General features: G+C 54.9%; 12 protein-coding genes, 6 tRNA genes and 2 rRNA genes. All 20 read left to right on the top strand.

Annotated elements, in window-relative coordinates; genetic code table 11:
• Positions 1-41: 41 nt before the first annotated feature.
• Positions 42-118, top strand: a tRNA-Ile gene (locus ACZ0AZ_RS06010).
• A 30-nt stretch (positions 119-148) separates the two neighbouring features.
• Positions 149-224: transfer RNA gene (locus ACZ0AZ_RS06005), tRNA-Ala, on the top strand.
• Positions 225-471: 247 nt separating this feature from the next.
• Positions 472-3365: ribosomal RNA gene (locus ACZ0AZ_RS06000) — 23S ribosomal RNA — on the top strand.
• 153 nt (positions 3366-3518) lie between these two features.
• A 5S ribosomal RNA gene (rrf, locus tag ACZ0AZ_RS05995) occupies positions 3519-3634 on the top strand.
• 132 nt (positions 3635-3766) lie between these two features.
• Positions 3767-4720, top strand: a complete 954-nt coding sequence (birA, locus tag ACZ0AZ_RS05990) for a bifunctional biotin--[acetyl-CoA-carboxylase] ligase/biotin operon repressor BirA (RefSeq protein ID WP_129999700.1) — start codon at positions 3767-3769, stop codon at positions 4718-4720.
• Positions 4710-5462 carry a pantothenate kinase gene (locus ACZ0AZ_RS05985; protein ID WP_039764222.1) on the top strand — a complete coding sequence of 251 codons (753 nt, stop codon included), beginning with the start codon at positions 4710-4712 and terminating at the stop codon, positions 5460-5462. Before birA ends, ACZ0AZ_RS05985 begins: the two co-directional genes overlap by 11 nt.
• Before the next feature lie 7 nt (positions 5463-5469).
• A complete protein-coding gene (locus ACZ0AZ_RS05980) occupies positions 5470-5901 on the top strand; it encodes a hypothetical protein (protein ID WP_463537074.1) in 432 nt (143 codons plus the stop codon).
• Positions 5902-6043: 142 nt separating this feature from the next.
• Positions 6044-6128: transfer RNA gene (locus ACZ0AZ_RS05975), tRNA-Tyr, on the top strand.
• Positions 6129-6153: 25 nt separating this feature from the next.
• Positions 6154-6227, top strand: a tRNA-Gly gene (locus ACZ0AZ_RS05970).
• 27 nt (positions 6228-6254) lie between these two features.
• Positions 6255-6330 (top strand) — tRNA-Thr (locus ACZ0AZ_RS05965).
• Between the two features lie 85 nt (positions 6331-6415).
• Positions 6416-7609, top strand: coding sequence for an elongation factor Tu (gene tuf, locus ACZ0AZ_RS05960; RefSeq protein ID WP_024014521.1), 1194 nt, complete (start codon positions 6416-6418; stop codon positions 7607-7609).
• Positions 7610-7662: 53 nt separating this feature from the next.
• Positions 7663-7738: transfer RNA gene (locus tag ACZ0AZ_RS05955), tRNA-Trp, on the top strand.
• A gap of 45 nt (positions 7739-7783) precedes the next feature.
• Complete coding sequence (gene secE, locus ACZ0AZ_RS05950) at positions 7784-8152, top strand: preprotein translocase subunit SecE (RefSeq protein ID WP_016772937.1); 369 nt, start codon at positions 7784-7786, stop codon at positions 8150-8152.
• A gap of 9 nt (positions 8153-8161) precedes the next feature.
• Complete coding sequence (gene nusG / locus ACZ0AZ_RS05945; protein ID WP_007957598.1) at positions 8162-8695, top strand: transcription termination/antitermination protein NusG; 534 nt, start codon at positions 8162-8164, stop codon at positions 8693-8695.
• 118 nt (positions 8696-8813) lie between these two features.
• Positions 8814-9245, top strand: a complete 432-nt coding sequence (rplK, locus tag ACZ0AZ_RS05940; RefSeq protein WP_003176435.1) for a 50S ribosomal protein L11 — start codon at positions 8814-8816, stop codon at positions 9243-9245.
• Positions 9245-9940, top strand: a complete 696-nt coding sequence (gene rplA, locus ACZ0AZ_RS05935) for a 50S ribosomal protein L1 (protein ID WP_024014523.1) — start codon at positions 9245-9247, stop codon at positions 9938-9940. Before rplK ends, rplA begins: the two co-directional genes overlap by 1 nt.
• 198 nt (positions 9941-10138) lie before the next feature.
• The gene (rplJ, locus tag ACZ0AZ_RS05930; protein WP_008081912.1) at positions 10139-10639 is read left to right on the top strand and encodes a 50S ribosomal protein L10; all 501 of its coding nucleotides are present in this window, start codon (positions 10139-10141) and stop codon (positions 10637-10639) included.
• A gap of 73 nt (positions 10640-10712) precedes the next feature.
• On the top strand, positions 10713-11078 hold the full coding sequence (rplL, locus tag ACZ0AZ_RS05925; protein WP_007962228.1) for a 50S ribosomal protein L7/L12: 366 nt from the start codon (positions 10713-10715) through the stop codon (positions 11076-11078).
• A 221-nt stretch (positions 11079-11299) separates the two neighbouring features.
• Positions 11300-15373 (top strand): DNA-directed RNA polymerase subunit beta, encoded by a 4074-nt coding sequence (gene rpoB / locus ACZ0AZ_RS05920; protein ID WP_016772939.1) that lies wholly within the window; start codon positions 11300-11302, stop codon positions 15371-15373.
• A gap of 64 nt (positions 15374-15437) precedes the next feature.
• Entirely contained in the window at positions 15438-19637 is a 4200-nt protein-coding gene (gene rpoC, locus ACZ0AZ_RS05915; RefSeq protein WP_016772940.1) for a DNA-directed RNA polymerase subunit beta', read from the top strand.
• Positions 19638-19746 lie beyond the last annotated feature (109 nt).

Below are 19746 nucleotides of genomic sequence, written 5' to 3'. Positions count from 1 at the left end.
GCTTGATTCATTGAAGAAGACGATAGAAGCAGCCCGAAATTGGGTCTGTAGCTCAGTTGGTTAGAGCGCACCCCTGATAAGGGTGAGGTCGGCAGTTCGAATCTGCCCAGACCCACCAATTTTGTGTGGGAAACGCCTGTAGAAATACGGGGCCATAGCTCAGCTGGGAGAGCGCCTGCCTTGCACGCAGGAGGTCAGCGGTTCGATCCCGCTTGGCTCCACCACTACTGCTTCTGAAGTTTGAAAGCTTAGAAATGAGCATTCCACCGGTTCGGTGATGAATGTTGATTTCTAGTCTTTGACTAGATCGTTCTTTAAAAATTTGGGTATGTGATAGAAAGATAGACTGAACGTTACTTTCACTGGTAACGGATCAGGCTAAGGTAAAATTTGTGAGTTCTCTTAGTTGAGAAATTCGAATTTTCGGCGAATGTCGTCTTCACAGTATAACCAGATTGCTTGGGGTTATATGGTCAAGTGAAGAAGCGCATACGGTGGATGCCTTGGCAGTCAGAGGCGATGAAAGACGTGGTAGCCTGCGAAAAGCTTCGGGGAGTCGGCAAACAGACTTTGATCCGGAGATGTCTGAATGGGGGAACCCAGCCATCATAAGATGGTTATCTTGTACTGAATACATAGGTGCAAGAGGCGAACCAGGGGAACTGAAACATCTAAGTACCCTGAGGAAAAGAAATCAACCGAGATTCCCTTAGTAGTGGCGAGCGAACGGGGACTAGCCCTTAAGTGGCTTTGAGATTAGCGGAACGCTCTGGAAAGTGCGGCCATAGTGGGTGATAGCCCTGTACGCGAAAATCTCTTAGTCATGAAATCGAGTAGGACGGAGCACGAGAAACTTTGTCTGAATATGGGGGGACCATCCTCCAAGGCTAAATACTACTGACTGACCGATAGTGAACTAGTACCGTGAGGGAAAGGCGAAAAGAACCCCGGAGAGGGGAGTGAAATAGATCCTGAAACCGTATGCGTACAAGCAGTGGGAGCAGACTTTGTTCTGTGACTGCGTACCTTTTGTATAATGGGTCAGCGACTTATTTTCAGTGGCGAGCTTAACCGAATAGGGGAGGCGTAGCGAAAGCGAGTCTTAATAGGGCGTCTAGTCGCTGGGAATAGACCCGAAACCGGGCGATCTATCCATGGGCAGGTTGAAGGTTAGGTAACACTGACTGGAGGACCGAACCGACTACCGTTGAAAAGTTAGCGGATGACCTGTGGATCGGAGTGAAAGGCTAATCAAGCTCGGAGATAGCTGGTTCTCCTCGAAAGCTATTTAGGTAGCGCCTCATGTATCACTGTAGGGGGTAGAGCACTGTTTCGGCTAGGGGGTCATCCCGACTTACCAAACCGATGCAAACTCCGAATACCTACAAGTGCCGAGCATGGGAGACACACGGCGGGTGCTAACGTCCGTCGTGAAAAGGGAAACAACCCAGACCGTCAGCTAAGGTCCCAAAGTTATGGTTAAGTGGGAAACGATGTGGGAAGGCTTAGACAGCTAGGAGGTTGGCTTAGAAGCAGCCACCCTTTAAAGAAAGCGTAATAGCTCACTAGTCGAGTCGGCCTGCGCGGAAGATGTAACGGGGCTCAAACCATACACCGAAGCTACGGGTATCATCTTCGGATGATGCGGTAGAGGAGCGTTCTGTAAGCCTGTGAAGGTGAGTTGAGAAGCTTGCTGGAGGTATCAGAAGTGCGAATGCTGACATGAGTAACGACAATGGGTGTGAAAAACACCCACGCCGAAAGACCAAGGTTTCCTGCGCAACGTTAATCGACGCAGGGTTAGTCGGTCCCTAAGGCGAGGCTGAAAAGCGTAGTCGATGGAAAACAGGTTAATATTCCTGTACTTCTGGTTATTGCGATGGAGGGACGGAGAAGGCTAGGCCAGCTTGGCGTTGGTTGTCCAAGTTTAAGGTGGTAGGCTGAGATCTTAGGTAAATCCGGGATCTCAAGGCCGAGAGCTGATGACGAGTTACCCTTTGGGTGACGAAGTGGTTGATGCCATGCTTCCAAGAAAAGCTTCTAAGCTTCAGGTAACCAGGAACCGTACCCCAAACCGACACAGGTGGTTGGGTAGAGAATACCAAGGCGCTTGAGAGAACTCGGGTGAAGGAACTAGGCAAAATGGCACCGTAACTTCGGGAGAAGGTGCGCCGGTGAGGGTGAAGGACTTGCTCCGTAAGCTCATGCCGGTCGAAGATACCAGGCCGCTGCGACTGTTTATTAAAAACACAGCACTCTGCAAACACGAAAGTGGACGTATAGGGTGTGACGCCTGCCCGGTGCCGGAAGGTTAATTGATGGGGTTAGCTAACGCGAAGCTCTTGATCGAAGCCCCGGTAAACGGCGGCCGTAACTATAACGGTCCTAAGGTAGCGAAATTCCTTGTCGGGTAAGTTCCGACCTGCACGAATGGCGTAACGATGGCGGCGCTGTCTCCACCCGAGACTCAGTGAAATTGAAATCGCTGTGAAGATGCAGTGTATCCGCGGCTAGACGGAAAGACCCCGTGAACCTTTACTATAGCTTTGCACTGGACTTTGAATTTGCTTGTGTAGGATAGGTGGGAGGCTTTGAAGCGTGGACGCCAGTTCGCGTGGAGCCATCCTTGAAATACCACCCTGGCAACTTTGAGGTTCTAACTCAGGTCCGTTATCCGGATCGAGGACAGTGTATGGTGGGTAGTTTGACTGGGGCGGTCTCCTCCTAAAGAGTAACGGAGGAGTACGAAGGTGCGCTCAGACCGGTCGGAAATCGGTCGTAGAGTATAAAGGCAAAAGCGCGCTTGACTGCGAGACAGACACGTCGAGCAGGTACGAAAGTAGGTCTTAGTGATCCGGTGGTTCTGTATGGAAGGGCCATCGCTCAACGGATAAAAGGTACTCCGGGGATAACAGGCTGATACCGCCCAAGAGTTCATATCGACGGCGGTGTTTGGCACCTCGATGTCGGCTCATCACATCCTGGGGCTGAAGCCGGTCCCAAGGGTATGGCTGTTCGCCATTTAAAGTGGTACGCGAGCTGGGTTTAGAACGTCGTGAGACAGTTCGGTCCCTATCTGCCGTGGACGTTTGAGATTTGAGAGGGGCTGCTCCTAGTACGAGAGGACCGGAGTGGACGAACCTCTGGTGTTCCGGTTGTCACGCCAGTGGCATTGCCGGGTAGCTATGTTCGGGAAAGATAACCGCTGAAAGCATCTAAGCGGGAAACTTGCCTCAAGATGAGATCTCACTGGAACCTTGAGTTCCCTGAAGGGCCGTCGAAGACTACGACGTTGATAGGTTGGGTGTGTAAGCGCTGTGAGGCGTTGAGCTAACCAATACTAATTGCCCGTGAGGCTTGACCATATAACACCCAAGCAATTTGCTGACCTGAGAAGGCGCCAGATTGCGGTGTGTGAAGACGAAACGAACCGAAAGTTCGAAACGCACAAACACCAGCTGTCACATACCCAATTTGCTGAAGCGAGACCATCTGGTCACGAGTCAGTACCCGAATTTCTTGACGACCATAGAGCGTTGGAACCACCTGATCCCATCCCGAACTCAGCAGTGAAACGATGCATCGCCGATGGTAGTGTGGGGTTTCCCCATGTGAGAGTAGGTCATCGTCAAGATTAAATTCCGAAACCCCAATTGCGAAAGCTGTTGGGGTTTTGTTTTGCCTGCGAGAAATGTGTCCGCTTGATTTCTATGCAACGGCCCGGGGCATGGCTATTATGCGGACCTCATTGTGAGGCGATACCTGCATGCTGACGTTGGTGAATCTACTGAAGGATGGACGATTCCATTCCGGACAGGACTTGGGCGTTGCCTTGGGAATTAGCCGAAGTGCTGTATGGAAGCAGCTACAACAGCTTGAAGCTGAACTTGGCCTGTCGATCCATAAAGTTCGCGGTCGCGGATATCAATTGTCGACGCCTCTGACGCTCCTTGATCCTCTTGAAATAACCAAGAAGATGCCTCCATGGCCGGTGCGTGTGTTCGACTCTGTTGACTCGACAAATGCCGAAGCTCTGCGCTCCATCAATGACGGTGCCCCCGCGCCGTTTTTGCTGCTCGCGGAGCGACAATTGGCAGGCCGTGGTCGTCGAGGTCGTAAGTGGGTAAGCCCATTTGCGGAAAACCTTTATTACAGCCTTGTGCTCCGTATCGACGGCGGAATGCGCCAGCTTGAAGGGCTGAGCCTTGTTGTTGGCTTGGCCGTCATGCAGACCTTGCGAAGCTCGGGGGTGTCGAACGCCGGTTTGAAATGGCCCAATGATGTCTTGGTGGGAAACAAGAAGATTGCCGGGATCCTACTTGAGCTCGTCGGAGATCCGGCAGATGTCTGTCATGTTGTGCTGGGTATAGGAATCAATGTGAATATGCAGGTTGCACAAGAGGTCGACCAGCAGTGGACTTCCATAAGGCTTGAGTCTGGGCAGGCCTGTGATCGCAACGCTTTGGTGGTTGAGCTTAGCACTCAACTGAACACCTATATCCATAGGCACCAAGCCCATGGATTCGCTGGTTTGCAAGCAGAATGGGCGGAAAATCATTTGTGGCAGGGTCGCACTGTTTCATTGATTGCGGGTAACAGTCATATCGAAGGGGTTGTGCTCGGCATCGATAATCAGGGCGGGTTGCGCTTGATGGTAGACGGTGTTGAACAAGTCTTTAGTGGCGGAGAGCTCAGCCTGAGGTTGCGTGATGATTCTTGAGCTTGACTGCGGCAACAGTTTTATAAAGTGGCGCGTGCTCGATGGCTTGGCGAGCGAAGTGGTCTCGGAAGGGGTGGTAGATTCCAATCTGGCTTTGATTGAGAGCCTGCGTATCATAAATGCGCTGTCACTGCGCAACTGTCGTTTGGTCAGCGTCAGGACTGACGAAGAAACGGGCGCGTTAATCGAGCTTATTGAGCGTGAATTCACGATACCTGTCGTATGTGCGAAATCCGCTCGTGAGATGTCCGGCGTTCGTAACGGCTATGAGGATTATGAGCGTCTAGGGCTTGATCGCTGGCTAGCGATGCTTGGGGGTTTTCACCTGGCTGCCGGCGATGCTTGCCTGATTCTCGACTTTGGTACAGCAGTCACTGCTGATTTTGTTGCGGCTGACGGTGAGCATCTCGGTGGGTTCATCTGTCCTGGTATGCCTTTGATGCGAAACCAGCTGCGCACTCATACTCGTAAAATTCGCTACGGGGATCAGGCTGCGGAGCGCGCCCTCTCCAGTCATGTGCCGGGGCGGTCTACCGCAGAGGCGGTGGAGCGCGGGTGTTCGCTAATGTTGAGGGGCTTCGTGCTCACTCAATTACAGCTGGCTCAAGCATATTGGGGCGAAAACTACCTCGTTTTCATTACGGGGGGGGATGCTGAGCTGGTTGGTGGCGTCGTGCCTGATGCTCGGGTTGTACCCGATCTTGTTTTCGTCGGCTTGGCCATGGCGTGTCCCTTGTCCTGAGGTTTATATGCGTTGGTTGTTCCTGCTCCTCGTAGTTCTCAACGGTTTCTATTATGTCTGGCATCAGCAGGAGGCGCCCTTGCGAGCCAAAGACGTAACGCCTCTGAACCTGTATCGCGGTTCGCAGCAGGATATTCGTTTGCTTAGTGAAACAGCCAGTGATGGGCGCAGGATGGAGGGTGCTGCGCGTCAACAGTGCCTGTTTCTTGGTGGGTTTTCTGATGAGGATTCAATTGCCAAGTTGCAGCAGCGTCTGGGGACGATGAGGGTCAGTGTGCAATCCGTGCCGAAAGATGCTGCCGGGAGCGGTTATTGGCTGGCGGTTGCTCCGGACGGCCAGCGTTTGTTGGGCGATCAACAGTTGCAAAACCTTTCCAAGGAATTCAATGAGTTAAAACATAAAATAATGCTGTGTGAAGGGGTTGCACCCACTCAATAGTTTGCATAGAATGGCGCCCGCTCCACAGCGAACACCTTAAGCGGAATTCGAAGTGGAGTGTGTCAACGCAGCTAACCTCAGGTTTTTAAATGAGAAAATGCTTGACAGGGGTTTGGCATGATATAGAATGCCGGCCTGATTAGGAGGGGTTCCCGAGCGGCCAAAGGGATCAGACTGTAAATCTGACGTCTACGACTTCGAAGGTTCGAATCCTTCTCCCTCCACCAGATTTAAGCGTGAGCTGCAGGCTCCGCGGGTATAGTTTAGTGGTAGAACCTCAGCCTTCCAAGCTGATGATGCGGGTTCGATTCCCGCTACCCGCTCCAAGTTTGCAGGTTGTGCAAAAGGGTTTTGCTCTTGTAGCTCAGTTGGTAGAGCACACCCTTGGTAAGGGTGAGGTCAGCGGTTCAAATCCGCTCAAGAGCTCCATATAACAAGGCAGATATGAAAATATCTGCCTTTGTTTTAATGGTTGATATTGTTTGTCTAATTTCTTCTGTAGAGGGTGATATCGATGGCTAAGGAAAAATTTGATCGTTCCCTGCCCCACGTCAACGTTGGGACCATTGGTCACGTTGACCACGGTAAAACCACTCTGACTGCTGCTCTGACTCGCGTCTGCTCCGAAGTTTTCGGTTCGGCCGTCGTTGAATTCGACAAGATCGACAGCGCGCCAGAAGAAAAAGCTCGCGGTATCACCATCAACACCGCTCACGTTGAGTACAACTCGACTATTCGTCACTACGCTCACGTTGACTGCCCAGGTCACGCTGACTACGTGAAGAACATGATCACCGGTGCTGCTCAGATGGACGGCGCGATCCTGGTTTGCTCGGCCGCTGATGGTCCGATGCCGCAAACCCGTGAGCACATCCTGCTGTCCCGTCAGGTAGGCGTTCCGTACATCGTGGTTTTCCTGAACAAGGCTGACCTGGTAGACGACGCTGAGCTGCTGGAACTGGTTGAGATGGAAGTTCGTGACCTGCTGTCGACCTACGACTTCCCGGGCGACGACACTCCGATCATCATCGGTTCGGCTCGTATGGCGCTGGAAGGCAAAGACGACAACGAAATGGGCACCACTGCCGTTCGTAAACTGGTTGAAACTCTGGATACCTACATCCCAGAACCAGTTCGTATGATCGACAAGCCATTCCTGATGCCAATCGAAGACGTGTTCTCGATCTCGGGTCGCGGTACTGTTGTGACTGGTCGTATCGAGCGCGGTATTGTTCGCGTTCAGGACGCGCTGGAAATCGTTGGTCTGCGTGACACCACCACCACCACCTGCACCGGTGTTGAGATGTTCCGCAAACTGCTCGACGAAGGTCGTGCTGGCGAGAACTGCGGCGTTCTGCTGCGCGGTACCAAGCGTGACGACGTTGAGCGTGGCCAGGTTCTGGTCAAGCCAGGTTCGGTCAAGCCGCACACCAAGTTCACCGCAGAAGTTTACGTTCTGAGCAAGGAAGAAGGCGGTCGTCACACTCCGTTCTTCAAAGGCTACCGTCCACAGTTCTACTTCCGTACTACTGACGTGACTGGTAACTGCGAGCTGCCAGAAGGCGTTGAAATGGTGATGCCAGGTGACAACATTCAGATGACTGTTACCCTGATCAAAACCATCGCGATGGAAGACGGTCTGCGTTTCGCTATCCGTGAAGGCGGTCGTACCGTCGGCGCTGGCGTCGTAGCCAAAATCATCGAATAAGCGGTTGTAATGTATTTTTCGGGCCGGCATAATGGTCGGCCTGATTTTGTTTTAGGTCAGTAGCTCAATTGGCAGAGCGACGGTCTCCAAAACCGTAGGTTGGGGGTTCGATTCCCTCCTGACCTGCCAGATTCACTTGGTGTGTCTGGCTTTCTTTTCACAGGATCTTCATAGATGACTCCTAAAGCTGAAGCTCAAGGCTCTCGCTTCGATCTGCTCAAGTGGCTTGTAGTAGTCGCTTTGGTAGTTGTTGGCGTTGTTGGCAATCAGTATTACGCTGCTTCGCCGATCCTGTACCGTGTACTCGCTTTGCTTGCCATTGCTGCTGTAGCTGCCTTTGTAGGCCTGCAGACTGCGAAGGGCAAGTCTTTCTTTGTACTGGTTAAGGAAGCTCGCACCGAGATTCGTAAAGTCGTGTGGCCAACTCGCCAAGAAACCACGCAGACCACGCTGATTGTCGTGGCTGTTGTTCTGGTTATGGCGTTGCTGTTGTGGGGTCTTGATTCCCTGCTCGGCTGGCTTGTTTCCTTGATTGTCGGCTAAGGGTGTCCCGTGGCTAAGCGTTGGTATGTTGTGCATGCTTACTCGGGTTACGAGAAGCATGTGATGCGCTCGCTGATCGAGCGCGTAAAGCTGGCTGGCATGGAAGATGGCTTCGGCGAGATTCTGGTTCCCACTGAAGAAGTGGTTGAAATGCGTAACGGCCAGAAGCGCAAAAGCGAGCGCAAGTTCTTCCCGGGCTATGTGCTGGTCCAGATGGATATGAACGAGGGTACCTGGCACTTGGTCAAGGATACTCCTCGAGTGATGGGTTTCATCGGCGGTACCGCTGACAAGCCTGCGCCAATTACCGATAAAGAGGCAGAAGCGATTCTGCGTCGCGTTGCTGACGGTAGCGACAAGCCGAAGCCGAAGACGTTGTTCGAGCCAGGCGAGACGGTACGTGTCAATGACGGTCCATTCGCTGATTTCAATGGCGTTGTGGAAGAAGTTAACTACGAAAAGAGCCGGATCCAAGTGGCAGTGCTCATTTTCGGTCGCTCTACTCCGGTGGAGCTCGAGTTCAGTCAGGTCGAGAAGGTCTAACTGGACAAGCAATCCCAACCCCGCAGCCTTAGGCTGTGGGGTTTTGTCGTCACTGGGATAAACGCGCAAGTAACCGGGGAGCCTTTCGAGGCGTTCGAACCCGTAATTGGAGTGCCTCATGGCCAAGAAGATTACCGCTTACATCAAGCTGCAAGTGAAGGCCGCTCAGGCTAACCCAAGTCCACCGGTTGGTCCTGCTCTGGGTCAGCACGGCGTGAACATCATGGAATTCTGCAAGGCTTTCAACGCCCGTACCCAGGGTCTTGAGCCAGGTCTGCCGACTCCAGTGATCATCACTGTCTACAGCGACCGTAGCTTCACTTTCGAAACCAAATCCACCCCTGCTTCGGTTCTGCTGAAGAAGGCGGCCGGTCTGACCAGCGGTTCCGCTCGTCCGAACACCGTTAAGGTTGGCACCGTTACCCGTGCTCAGCTGGAAGAAATCGCGAAAACCAAAAACGCGGATCTGACTGCAGCTGATATGGATGCAGCCGTGCGTACTATCGCCGGTTCTGCTCGTAGCATGGGCCTTAACGTGGAGGGTGTGTAATGGCTAAGCTGACCAAGCGTCAAAAGGCTATCGCCGGCAAAATCGAAGCAGGCAAGGCCTACAACATTGTAGATGCCGCTGCTTTGCTGGCCGAGCTGTCGACTGTCAAGTTCAGCGAGTCGTTCGACGTTGCTGTAAACCTGGGTGTAGACCCGCGTAAATCCGACCAGGTTGTTCGTAGCGCTACTGTGCTGCCACACGGCACTGGCAAGACCGTTCGCGTTGCTGTGTTCACCCAGGGTCCAGCTGCTGAGGCCGCTCTGGCTGCCGGCGCTGACCGTGTAGGTATGGACGACCTGGCTGCCGAAATGAAAGGCGGCGATCTGAACTATGACGTAGTGATCGCATCCCCGGATGCCATGCGCGTTGTAGGTCAGTTGGGTCAGATCCTCGGTCCACGTGGTCTGATGCCTAACCCGAAAGTCGGCACCGTGACTCCAGACGTAGCCAACGCGGTCAAGAACGCCAAGGCTGGTCAGGTTCGTTATCGCACCGACAAAAACGGCATCATCCACACTTCCGTTGGCAAGATCGGCTTCGACGCCGTCAAGCTGAAGGAAAACGTTGAGGCCCTGATCGCTGATCTGAAGCGTATCAAGCCAGCTTCCTCGAAAGGCATTTACGTCAAGCGCGTTACCCTGAGCACTACCATGGGCCCAGGTCTGGTTATCGATCAGAGCTCGCTCGACGCGTAAGACAAAGGTTGGCGCGGATTGCCGCGCCAATTGAAAGATTGGGGTCCCTGCCTGGCGGGGGCTATCCAAGACCGTAGGCGGCGCAAGCCTTAAACCTCAAGCCTACGCAGATGGTGCTCCCGGTTCCTTACCGAATCAGACACCAAAACGACATTCGGTTCCGATCGAATGAAACGGTAACAAGCAGGAGTTAAACCCGTGGCAATTAATCTCGAAGACAAGAAGGCCATCGTCGCTGAAGTCAACGAGGCTGCCAAAGTCGCTCTGTCCGCTGTCGTGGTTGATGCACGTGGCGTAACAGTAGGCGCAATGACCGGACTCCGTAAAGAGGCTCGTGAAGCTGGCGTTTACGTACGTGTTGTACGTAACACCCTGCTCAAGCGCGCCGTTGCTGACACTCAATACAGTGTCCTCAACGACGTGTTCACCGGCCCGACCCTGATTGCATTCTCGAACGAACATCCGGGCGCTGCTGCCCGTATCTTCAAAGAGTTTGCCAAGGGTCAGGACAAGTTCGAGATCAAGGCAGCTGCGTTCGAGGGCAAGTTCCTCGCAGCTAATCAGATCGACGTACTGGCAACTCTGCCGACCCGTGACGAAGCAATTTCCCAGCTGATGAGCGTGATTCAAGGCGCTACCAGCAAATTGGCTCGTACTCTGGCGGCAATTCGCGACCAGAAAGAAGCTGCCGCAGCCTAAGGCTCGTCACTTCTCGCGTTTTTTGTTTATTTCGATGGTCGCGTAGGCCGTCCCCCAATTCAGGAATTGAGTCATGTCTCTGACTAACGAACAAATCATCGAAGCAATCGGCCAGAAATCCGTAGTGGAAATCGTTGAGCTGATCAAAGCGATGGAAGAAACCTTCGGTGTTACCGCTGCTGCCGCTTCGGCTGGCCCAGCTGTAGCTGCTGCTGCTGTTGAAGAGCAAACCGAGTTCAACGTTGTTCTGCTGGAAGCTGGCGAGAAGAAGGTTAACGTGATCAAGGCAGTTCGTGAACTGACCGGTCTGGGCCTGAAAGAAGCCAAAGAGAAAGTAGACGGCGCTCCTCAGGTTGTAGCTGAAGGCGTTTCGAAAGAAGCGGCTGAAGACGCCAAGAAGAAGCTGGAAGAAGCAGGCGCTAAAGTCGAGCTGAAGTAAGCATCGACTTTGCTCCTCCAGCCCGAGCGTCAAGCGACAGGCTGATGGCTGGTGGCTCTTGCCACCGGCCTTTTTCCGTTATTGGCAGCCGACTGGGTCGGTGTCGATAAAGGCGCTGTAACCACCCGATGCGGTGGCGCAAACCATGGGGTTTGCACGATTTTCTGGCTGCTCCCGTCGGGAGGGGCCAAACAAGCAGGTGACCAAGCTGGGGAACGCTGATGGCTTACTCATATACTGAGAAAAAACGTATCCGCAAGGACTTTAGCAAGTTGCCGGACGTCATGGATGTGCCTTACCTCCTGGCCATCCAGCTGGATTCGTATCGTGAATTCTTGCAAGCGGGAGCGACTAAAGATCAGTTCCGCGACGTGGGCCTGCATGCGGCCTTCAAATCCGTTTTCCCGATCATCAGCTACTCCGGCAATGCTGCGCTGGAGTACGTCGGTTATCGCCTGGGCGAACCGGCATTTGATGTCAAAGAATGCGTATTGCGCGGTGTAACTTTCGCCGTACCTTTGCGGGTAAAAGTGCGCCTGATCATTTTCGACAAAGAATCGTCGAACAAAGCGATCAAGGACATCAAAGAGCAAGAAGTCTACATGGGTGAAATCCCCCTGATGACTGAGAACGGTACCTTCGTAATCAACGGTACCGAGCGTGTTATCGTTTCCCAGCTGCACCGTTCCCCGGGCGTGTTCTTCGACCACGACCGCGGCAAGACGCACAGCTCCGGCAAACTGCTGTACTCGGCTCGCATCATTCCTTACCGCGGTTCGTGGCTGGACTTCGAATTCGACCCGAAAGATTGCGTCTTCGTGCGTATCGACCGTCGTCGCAAGCTGCCGGCCTCGGTACTGCTGCGCGCGCTCGGTTACACCACCGAAGAAGTGCTGGACGCGTTCTACACCACCAACGTATTCCACCTGAGCGGCGAAACCCTCAGCCTGGAACTGGTGCCATCGCGTCTGCGTGGTGAAGTTGCGGTTCTGGACATCCAGGACGAGAAGGGCAAGGTCATTGTTGAGCAAGGCCGCCGTATTACCGCGCGCCACATCAACCAGATCGAAAAAGCCGGTATCAAGACGCTGGATGTGCCACTGGACTACGTCCTCGGCCGCACCACCGCCAAGGCTATCGTGCACCCGGCTACCGGCGAAATCCTGGCCGAATGCAACACCGAGCTGAACACTGAAGTCCTGGCAAAAATCGCCAAGGCTCAGGTCGTTCGCATCGAGACCCTGTACACCAACGACATCGACTGCGGTCCTTTCGTCTCCGACACGCTGAAGATCGACTCCACCAGCAACCAATTGGAAGCGCTGGTCGAGATCTATCGCATGATGCGTCCAGGCGAGCCGCCAACCAAAGACGCTGCCGAAACCCTGTTCAACAACCTGTTCTTCAGCCCTGAGCGTTATGACCTGTCTGCGGTCGGCCGGATGAAGTTCAACCGTCGTATCGGTCGTACCGAGATCGAAGGTTCGGGCGTGCTGTGCAAGGAAGACATCGTCGCGGTACTGAAGACTCTGGTCGACATCCGTAACGGTAAAGGCATCGTCGATGACATCGACCACCTGGGTAACCGTCGTGTTCGCTGCGTAGGCGAAATGGCCGAGAACCAGTTCCGCGTTGGCCTGGTACGTGTTGAGCGTGCGGTCAAAGAGCGTCTGTCGATGGCTGAAAGCGAAGGCCTGATGCCGCAAGACCTGATCAACGCCAAGCCAGTGGCTGCGGCGGTGAAAGAGTTCTTCGGTTCCAGCCAGCTGTCACAGTTCATGGACCAGAACAACCCGCTGTCCGAGATCACCCACAAGCGTCGTGTCTCTGCACTCGGCCCTGGCGGTCTGACTCGTGAGCGCGCAGGCTTTGAAGTCCGTGACGTACACCCGACTCACTACGGTCGTGTCTGCCCGATTGAAACGCCGGAAGGTCCGAACATCGGTCTGATCAACTCCCTGGCTGCGTACGCTCGCACCAACCAGTACGGCTTCCTGGAAAGCCCGTACCGCGTGGTGAAAGAGGGTGTGGTCACCGACGAGATCGTGTTCCTGTCCGCTATTGAAGAAGCCGATCACGTGATCGCGCAGGCTTCGGCGACCATGAACGAGCAGAAAGTCCTGATCGACGAACTGGTTGCCGTACGTCACCTGAACGAATTCACCGTCAAGGCGCCGGAAGACGTCACCCTGATGGACGTTTCGCCGAAGCAGGTTGTATCGGTTGCAGCGTCGCTGATTCCGTTCCTCGAGCACGACGACGCCAACCGTGCGTTGATGGGTTCGAACATGCAGCGTCAGGCTGTACCGACTCTGCGCGCTGACAAGCCGCTGGTAGGTACCGGCATGGAGCGTAACGTAGCCCGTGACTCCGGCGTTTGCGTCGTGGCTCGTCGTGGTGGCGTGATCGATTCCGTCGATGCCAGCCGTATCGTGGTTCGTGTTGCCGATGACGAAGTGGAAACCGGTGAAGCCGGTGTCGACATCTACAACCTGACCAAGTACACCCGCTCGAACCAGAACACCTGCATCAACCAGCGTCCGCTGGTGCGTAAAGGTGATCGCGTTCAGCGTAGCGACATCATGGCCGACGGCCCGTCCACCGACATGGGTGAACTGGCGTTGGGTCAGAACATGCGCATCGCGTTCATGGCATGGAACGGCTTCAACTTCGAAGACTCCATCTGCCTGTCCGAGCGTGTGGTTCAGGAAGACCGTTTCACCACGATCCACATTCAGGAACTGACCTGTGTGGCCCGTGACACCAAGCTTGGCCCAGAGGAAATCACTGCGGACATCCCGAACGTGGGTGAAGCTGCACTGAACAAACTGGACGAAGCCGGTATCGTTTACGTAGGTGCTGAAGTAGGCGCAGGCGACATCCTGGTTGGCAAGGTCACTCCGAAAGGCGAGACCCAACTGACTCCGGAAGAAAAACTGCTGCGTGCAATCTTCGGTGAAAAAGCCAGCGACGTTAAAGACACATCCCTGCGCGTGCCAACCGGCACCAAAGGTACGGTCATCGACGTACAGGTCTTCACCCGTGACGGCGTTGAGCGTGATGCGCGTGCACTGTCGATCGAGAAGTCTCAGCTGGACGAGATCCGCAAGGATCTGAACGAAGAGTTCCGCATCGTTGAGGGCGCGACTTTCGAACGTCTGCGTTCCGCACTGGTAGGCCACAAGGCCGAAGGCGGCGCCGGCCTGAAGAAAGGTCAGGACATCACCGACGAAGTACTCGATGGTCTTGAGCACGGCCAGTGGTTCAAGCTGCGCATGGCTGAAGATGCTCTGAACGAGCAGCTCGAGAAGGCTCAGGCCTACATCGTTGATCGTCGCCGTCTGCTGGACGACAAGTTCGAAGACAAGAAGCGCAAACTGCAGCAGGGCGATGACCTGGCTCCAGGCGTGCTGAAAATCGTCAAGGTTTACCTGGCAATCCGTCGCCGCATCCAGCCGGGCGACAAGATGGCCGGTCGTCACGGTAACAAGGGTGTGGTCTCCGTGATCATGCCGGTTGAAGACATGCCGCACGATGCCAATGGCACCCCGGTCGACGTGGTCCTCAACCCGCTGGGCGTACCTTCGCGTATGAACGTTGGTCAGATCCTCGAAACCCACCTGGGCCTCGCGGCCAAAGGTCTGGGCGAGAAGATCAACCGGATGGTCGAAGAGCAGCGTAAAGTCGCTGAACTGCGCACCTTCCTGGACGAGATCTACAACCAGATCGGCGGTCGTAACGAAGATCTGGACAGCTTCTCCGATCAGGAAATCCTCGATCTGGCGAACAACCTGCGTGGCGGCGTTCCAATGGCCACTCCAGTGTTCGACGGCGCCAAGGAAAGCGAAATCAAGGCCATGCTGAAATTGGCAGACCTGCCGGAAAGCGGCCAGATGCAGCTGACCGACGGCCGTACCGGCAACAAGTTCGAGCGTCCAGTTACCGTTGGCTACATGTACATGCTGAAGCTGAACCACTTGGTAGACGACAAGATGCACGCGCGTTCTACCGGTTCTTACAGCCTGGTTACCCAGCAGCCGCTGGGTGGTAAGGCGCAGTTCGGTGGTCAGCGTTTCGGGGAGATGGAGGTCTGGGCACTGGAAGCATACGGTGCTGCTTACACTCTGCAAGAAATGCTCACAGTGAAGTCGGACGATGTGAACGGCCGTACCAAGATGTACAAGAACATCGTGGATGGCGATCACCGTATGGAGCCGGGCATGCCCGAGTCCTTCAACGTGTTGATCAAGGAAATTCGTTCCCTCGGCATCGATATCGATCTGGAAACCGAATAACACGTGACGCGAATCGAGAGCGGGGCAGGATTGCCCGCTCTCTGCTCCGCCAGGAGGAAAGGCCTTGAAAGACCTACTGAATTTGCTGAAAAACCAGGGTCAAGTCGAAGAGTTCGACGCCATCCGTATCGGATTGGCCTCGCCGGAGATGATCCGTTCGTGGTCGTTCGGTGAAGTTAAAAAGCCGGAAACCATCAACTACCGTACGTTCAAACCTGAGCGTGACGGCCTGTTCTGCGCCAAGATCTTTGGCCCGGTAAAGGATTACGAGTGCCTGTGCGGTAAGTACAAGCGCTTGAAGCACCGTGGTGTGATCTGCGAGAAGTGCGGCGTTGAAGTTGCACTGGCCAAGGTTCGTCGTGAGCGCATGGCGCACATCGAACTGGCTTCGCCGGTTGCCCACATCTGGTTCCTGAAATCGCTGCCGTCGCGTATCGGCCTGCTGATGGACATGACCCTGCGTGATATCGAACGCGTTCTCTACTTCGAGAGCTATGTCGTTATCGATCCAGGCATGACCACCCTTGAAAAAGGTCAGCTGCTGAACGACGAGCAGTACTTCGAAGCGCTGGAAGAGTTCGGTGACGATTTCGACGCCCGCATGGGTGCCGAAGCTGTCCGTGAACTGCTGCACGCTATCGACCTGGAACACGAGATTGGCCGTCTGCGCGAAGAGATTCCGCAAACCAACTCGGAAACCAAGATCAAGAAGCTGTCCAAGCGTCTGAAGTTGATGGAAGCCTTCCAGGGTTCCGGCAACCTGCCAGAGTGGATGGTGCTGACCGTTCTGCCGGTTCTGCCGCCAGATCTGCGTCCACTGGTCCCGCTGGATGGCGGTCGTTTCGCGACCTCCGACCTCAACGATCTGTATCGTCGAGTGATCAACCGTAACAACCGTTTGAAGCGTCTGCTGGATCTGTCCGCTCCGGACATCATCGTGCGCAACGAAAAGCGTATGTTGCAGGAAGCGGTCGATGCACTGCTCGACAACGGTCGTCGTGGACGCGCTATCACAGGTTCCAACAAGCGTCCTCTGAAATCCCTGGCTGACATGATCAAGGGTAAGCAAGGTCGTTTCCGTCAGAACTTGCTCGGTAAGCGTGTTGACTACTCCGGTCGTTCGGTAATTACCGTAGGCCCGACCCTGCGTCTGCACCAGTGCGGTCTGCCGAAGAAGATGGCTCTCGAGCTGTTCAAGCCGTTCATTTTCGGCAAGCTGGAAATGCGCGGTCTGGCGACCACCATCAAAGCCGCCAAGAAAATGGTCGAGCGCGAGCTGCCAGAGGTTTGGGACGTTCTCGCTGAAGTGATTCGCGAACACCCGGTCCTGCTCAACCGTGCACCGACCCTTCACCGTCTGGGTATCCAGGCGTTTGAACCGGTACTGATCGAAGGTAAGGCTATCCAGCTGCACCCTCTGGTCTGCGCCGCGTACAACGCCGACTTCGACGGCGACCAAATGGCCGTGCACGTACCGCTGACGCTGGAAGCCCAGCTCGAAGCGCGTGCATTGATGATGTCGACCAACAACATTCTGTCGCCAGCCAACGGTGAGCCAATCATCGTTCCGTCGCAGGACGTTGTATTGGGTCTGTACTACATGACCCGTGAAGCGATCAACGCCAAGGGCGAAGGTCGTGTGTTCGCGGATCTGCAGGAAGTCGACCGTGTGTTCCGTGCCGGCGAAGCCGCACTGCACGCCAAGGTCAAGGTTCGTATCAACGAAACCGTCAACGACCGTGACGGCAACAGCGTGAGCGGTACCCGTATCGTCGACACCACTGTCGGCCGTGCGCTGCTGTTCCAGGTTGTGCCGAAAGGTCTGTCGTTCGACGTCGTCAACCTGCCGATGAAGAAAAAGGCGATCTCCAAGCTGATCAACCAGTGCTATCGCGTGGTTGGTCTGAAAGAGACCGTGATCTTCGCTGACCAGTTGATGTACACCGGTTTCGCTTACTCGACCATTTCCGGCGTTTCCATCGGTGTTAACGACTTCGTTATCCCGGATGAAAAAGCCCGCATCATCGGTGCAGCCACCGACGAAGTGAAAGAGATCGAGAGCCAGTACGCCTCCGGCCTGGTAACCCAGGGCGAGAAGTACAACAAAGTGATCGACCTCTGGTCGAAGGCGAACGACGAAGTTTCCAAGGCGATGATGGCCAACCTCTCGAAAGAGAAAGTCATCGACCGTCACGGCGACGAAGTTGATCAAGAGTCTTTCAACTCGATGTACATGATGGCCGACTCGGGTGCGCGGGGTTCCGCAGCACAGATTCGTCAGCTGGCCGGTATGCGTGGTCTGATGGCCAAGCCGGACGGTTCCATCATTGAAACGCCAATTACTGCGAACTTCCGTGAAGGTCTGAGCGTACTTCAGTACTTCATCTCGACTCACGGTGCTCGTAAAGGTCTGGCGGATACCGCGTTGAAAACCGCTAACTCCGGTTACCTGACTCGTCGTCTGGTAGATGTGGCGCAGGATCTCGTAGTAACCGAGATCGATTGCGGCACCGAACACGGTCTGCTGATGACTCCGCACATTGAAGGCGGCGACGTTGTAGAGCCGTTGGGTGAGCGCGTATTGGGTCGTGTCATTGCCCGTGACGTATTCAAGCCGGGTACCGAGGACGTTATCGTTCCTGCCGGCACTCTGGTTGACGAGAAGTGGGTCGAGTTCATCGAGCTGAACAGCATCGACGAAGTGATCGTGCGTTCGCCGATCAGCTGCGAAACCCGCTACGGCATCTGCGCCAAGTGCTACGGCCGTGATCTGGCTCGTGGTCACCAGGTGAACATCGGTGAAGCGGTCGGCGTTATCGCTGCCCAGTCCATCGGTGAGCCGGGTACCCAGCTGACCATGCGTACGTTCCACATCGGTGGTGCGGCAAGCCGTACTTCCGCAGCTGACAGCGTTCAGGTGAAAAATGGCGGTACCGTCCGTCTGCACAACCTGAAGCACGTTGAGCGAGTGGATGGCCACCTGGTTGCTGTGTCCCGTTCCGGTGAGCTGGCAATCGCGGACGACTTCGGTCGTGAGCGCGAGCGTTACAAGCTGCCGTACGGTGCTGTGATTTCGGTTAAGGAAGGTGACAAGGTCGACGCTGGCGCAATCGTGGCCAAGTGGGATCCACACACTCACCCGATCGTTACCGAAATGAAAGGTACCGTGACCTACGTGGGCATGGAAGAAGGCATCACGATCAAGCGTCAGACTGACGAATTGACCGGTATGACCAACATTGAAGTACTCGATGCGAAAGATCGTCCAGCTGCCGGTAAGGAAATCCGCCCAGCAGTTAAGATGGTCGACGACAACGGCAAGGATCTGTTGCTGCCAGGCACTGACGTTATCGCTCAGTACTTCCTGCCAGCCAACGCCTTGGTCGGTGTGGCTGACGGTGCGAAGATTGCGATCGGTGATGTTATCGCTCGTATCCCGCAGGAAACTTCGAAGACCCGTGACATCACCGGTGGTCTGCCGCGTGTTGCCGACCTGTTCGAAGCCCGTCGTCCGAAAGAAGCGTCGATTCTGGCTGAAGTCAGCGGCACCATCGCGTTCGGTAAAGAGACCAAGGGCAAGCGCCGTCTGGTCATTACCCCGAACGACGGTAGCGATCCGTACGAGGAGCTGATTCCGAAGTGGCGTCACCTGAACGTCTTCGAAGGCGAACAGGTAAACCGCGGCGAAGTTATCTCGGACGGTCCAAGCGATCCGCACGACATCCTGCGTCTGCTGGGTGTAAGCGCGCTGGCCAAGTACATCGTCAACGAGATCCAGGACGTTTATCGTCTGCAAGGCGTGAAGATCAACGACAAGCACATCGAGACCATCCTGCGTCAGATGCTGCGTAAAGTTGAGATCTCCGAGTCCGGCGATTCCAGCTTCATCAAGGGCGACCAGATGGAACTGACTCACGTTCTGGTAGAGAACGAGCGTCTGAGTGCGGAAGACAAGTTTGTCTCCAAGTTCACTCGCGTTCTGCTGGGTATCACCAAGGCGTCGCTGTCCACCGAATCGTTCATCTCGGCGGCTTCCTTCCAGGAAACCACCCGCGTACTGACCGAAGCGGCAGTCACCGGCAAGCGCGATTACCTGCGCGGCCTGAAAGAAAACGTAGTCGTGGGTCGTCTGATCCCGGCCGGTACCGGTCTTGCCTATCACAGCGAGCGCAAGCGTCGCCGTGATGCCGACAAGCCGTTGCGCGTAAGCGCCAGTGAAGTGGAAGCTGCACTGACCGAAGCGCTGAACTCGAGCGGTAACTGAGTTCTGCGATAAACGAGCGTGAGGCCCTGATCGCTCCGTTCGTCGAATCGAGACATTTAGTCGAGGTTCGATGGGCGGGGAGGTCGGGGCCTTGCCTTGACTGGAATCA

This window comes from Pseudomonas sp. AC239 (genome assembly GCF_979258545.1).
Note: the sequence above shows the minus strand (reverse complement) of the source record. Positions and strands in the feature narration are given on the sequence as shown.

Excerpts from the sequence above, each read along its gene's own strand:
- birA (WP_129999700.1), top strand. The coding sequence starts at position 3,767 with ATGCTGACGTTGGTGAATCTACTGAAGGATGGACGATTCCATTCCGGA.
- ACZ0AZ_RS05985 (WP_039764222.1), top strand. The coding sequence starts at position 4,710 with ATGATTCTTGAGCTTGACTGCGGCAACAGTTTTATAAAGTGGCGCGTG.
- ACZ0AZ_RS05980 (WP_463537074.1), top strand. The coding sequence starts at position 5,470 with ATGCGTTGGTTGTTCCTGCTCCTCGTAGTTCTCAACGGTTTCTATTAT.
- tuf (WP_024014521.1), top strand. The coding sequence starts at position 6,416 with ATGGCTAAGGAAAAATTTGATCGTTCCCTGCCCCACGTCAACGTTGGG.
- secE (WP_016772937.1), top strand. The coding sequence starts at position 7,784 with ATGACTCCTAAAGCTGAAGCTCAAGGCTCTCGCTTCGATCTGCTCAAG.
- rplK (WP_003176435.1), top strand. The coding sequence starts at position 8,814 with ATGGCCAAGAAGATTACCGCTTACATCAAGCTGCAAGTGAAGGCCGCT.
- rplA (WP_024014523.1), top strand. The coding sequence starts at position 9,245 with ATGGCTAAGCTGACCAAGCGTCAAAAGGCTATCGCCGGCAAAATCGAA.
- rplL (WP_007962228.1), top strand. The coding sequence starts at position 10,713 with ATGTCTCTGACTAACGAACAAATCATCGAAGCAATCGGCCAGAAATCC.
- rpoB (WP_016772939.1), top strand. The coding sequence starts at position 11,300 with ATGGCTTACTCATATACTGAGAAAAAACGTATCCGCAAGGACTTTAGC.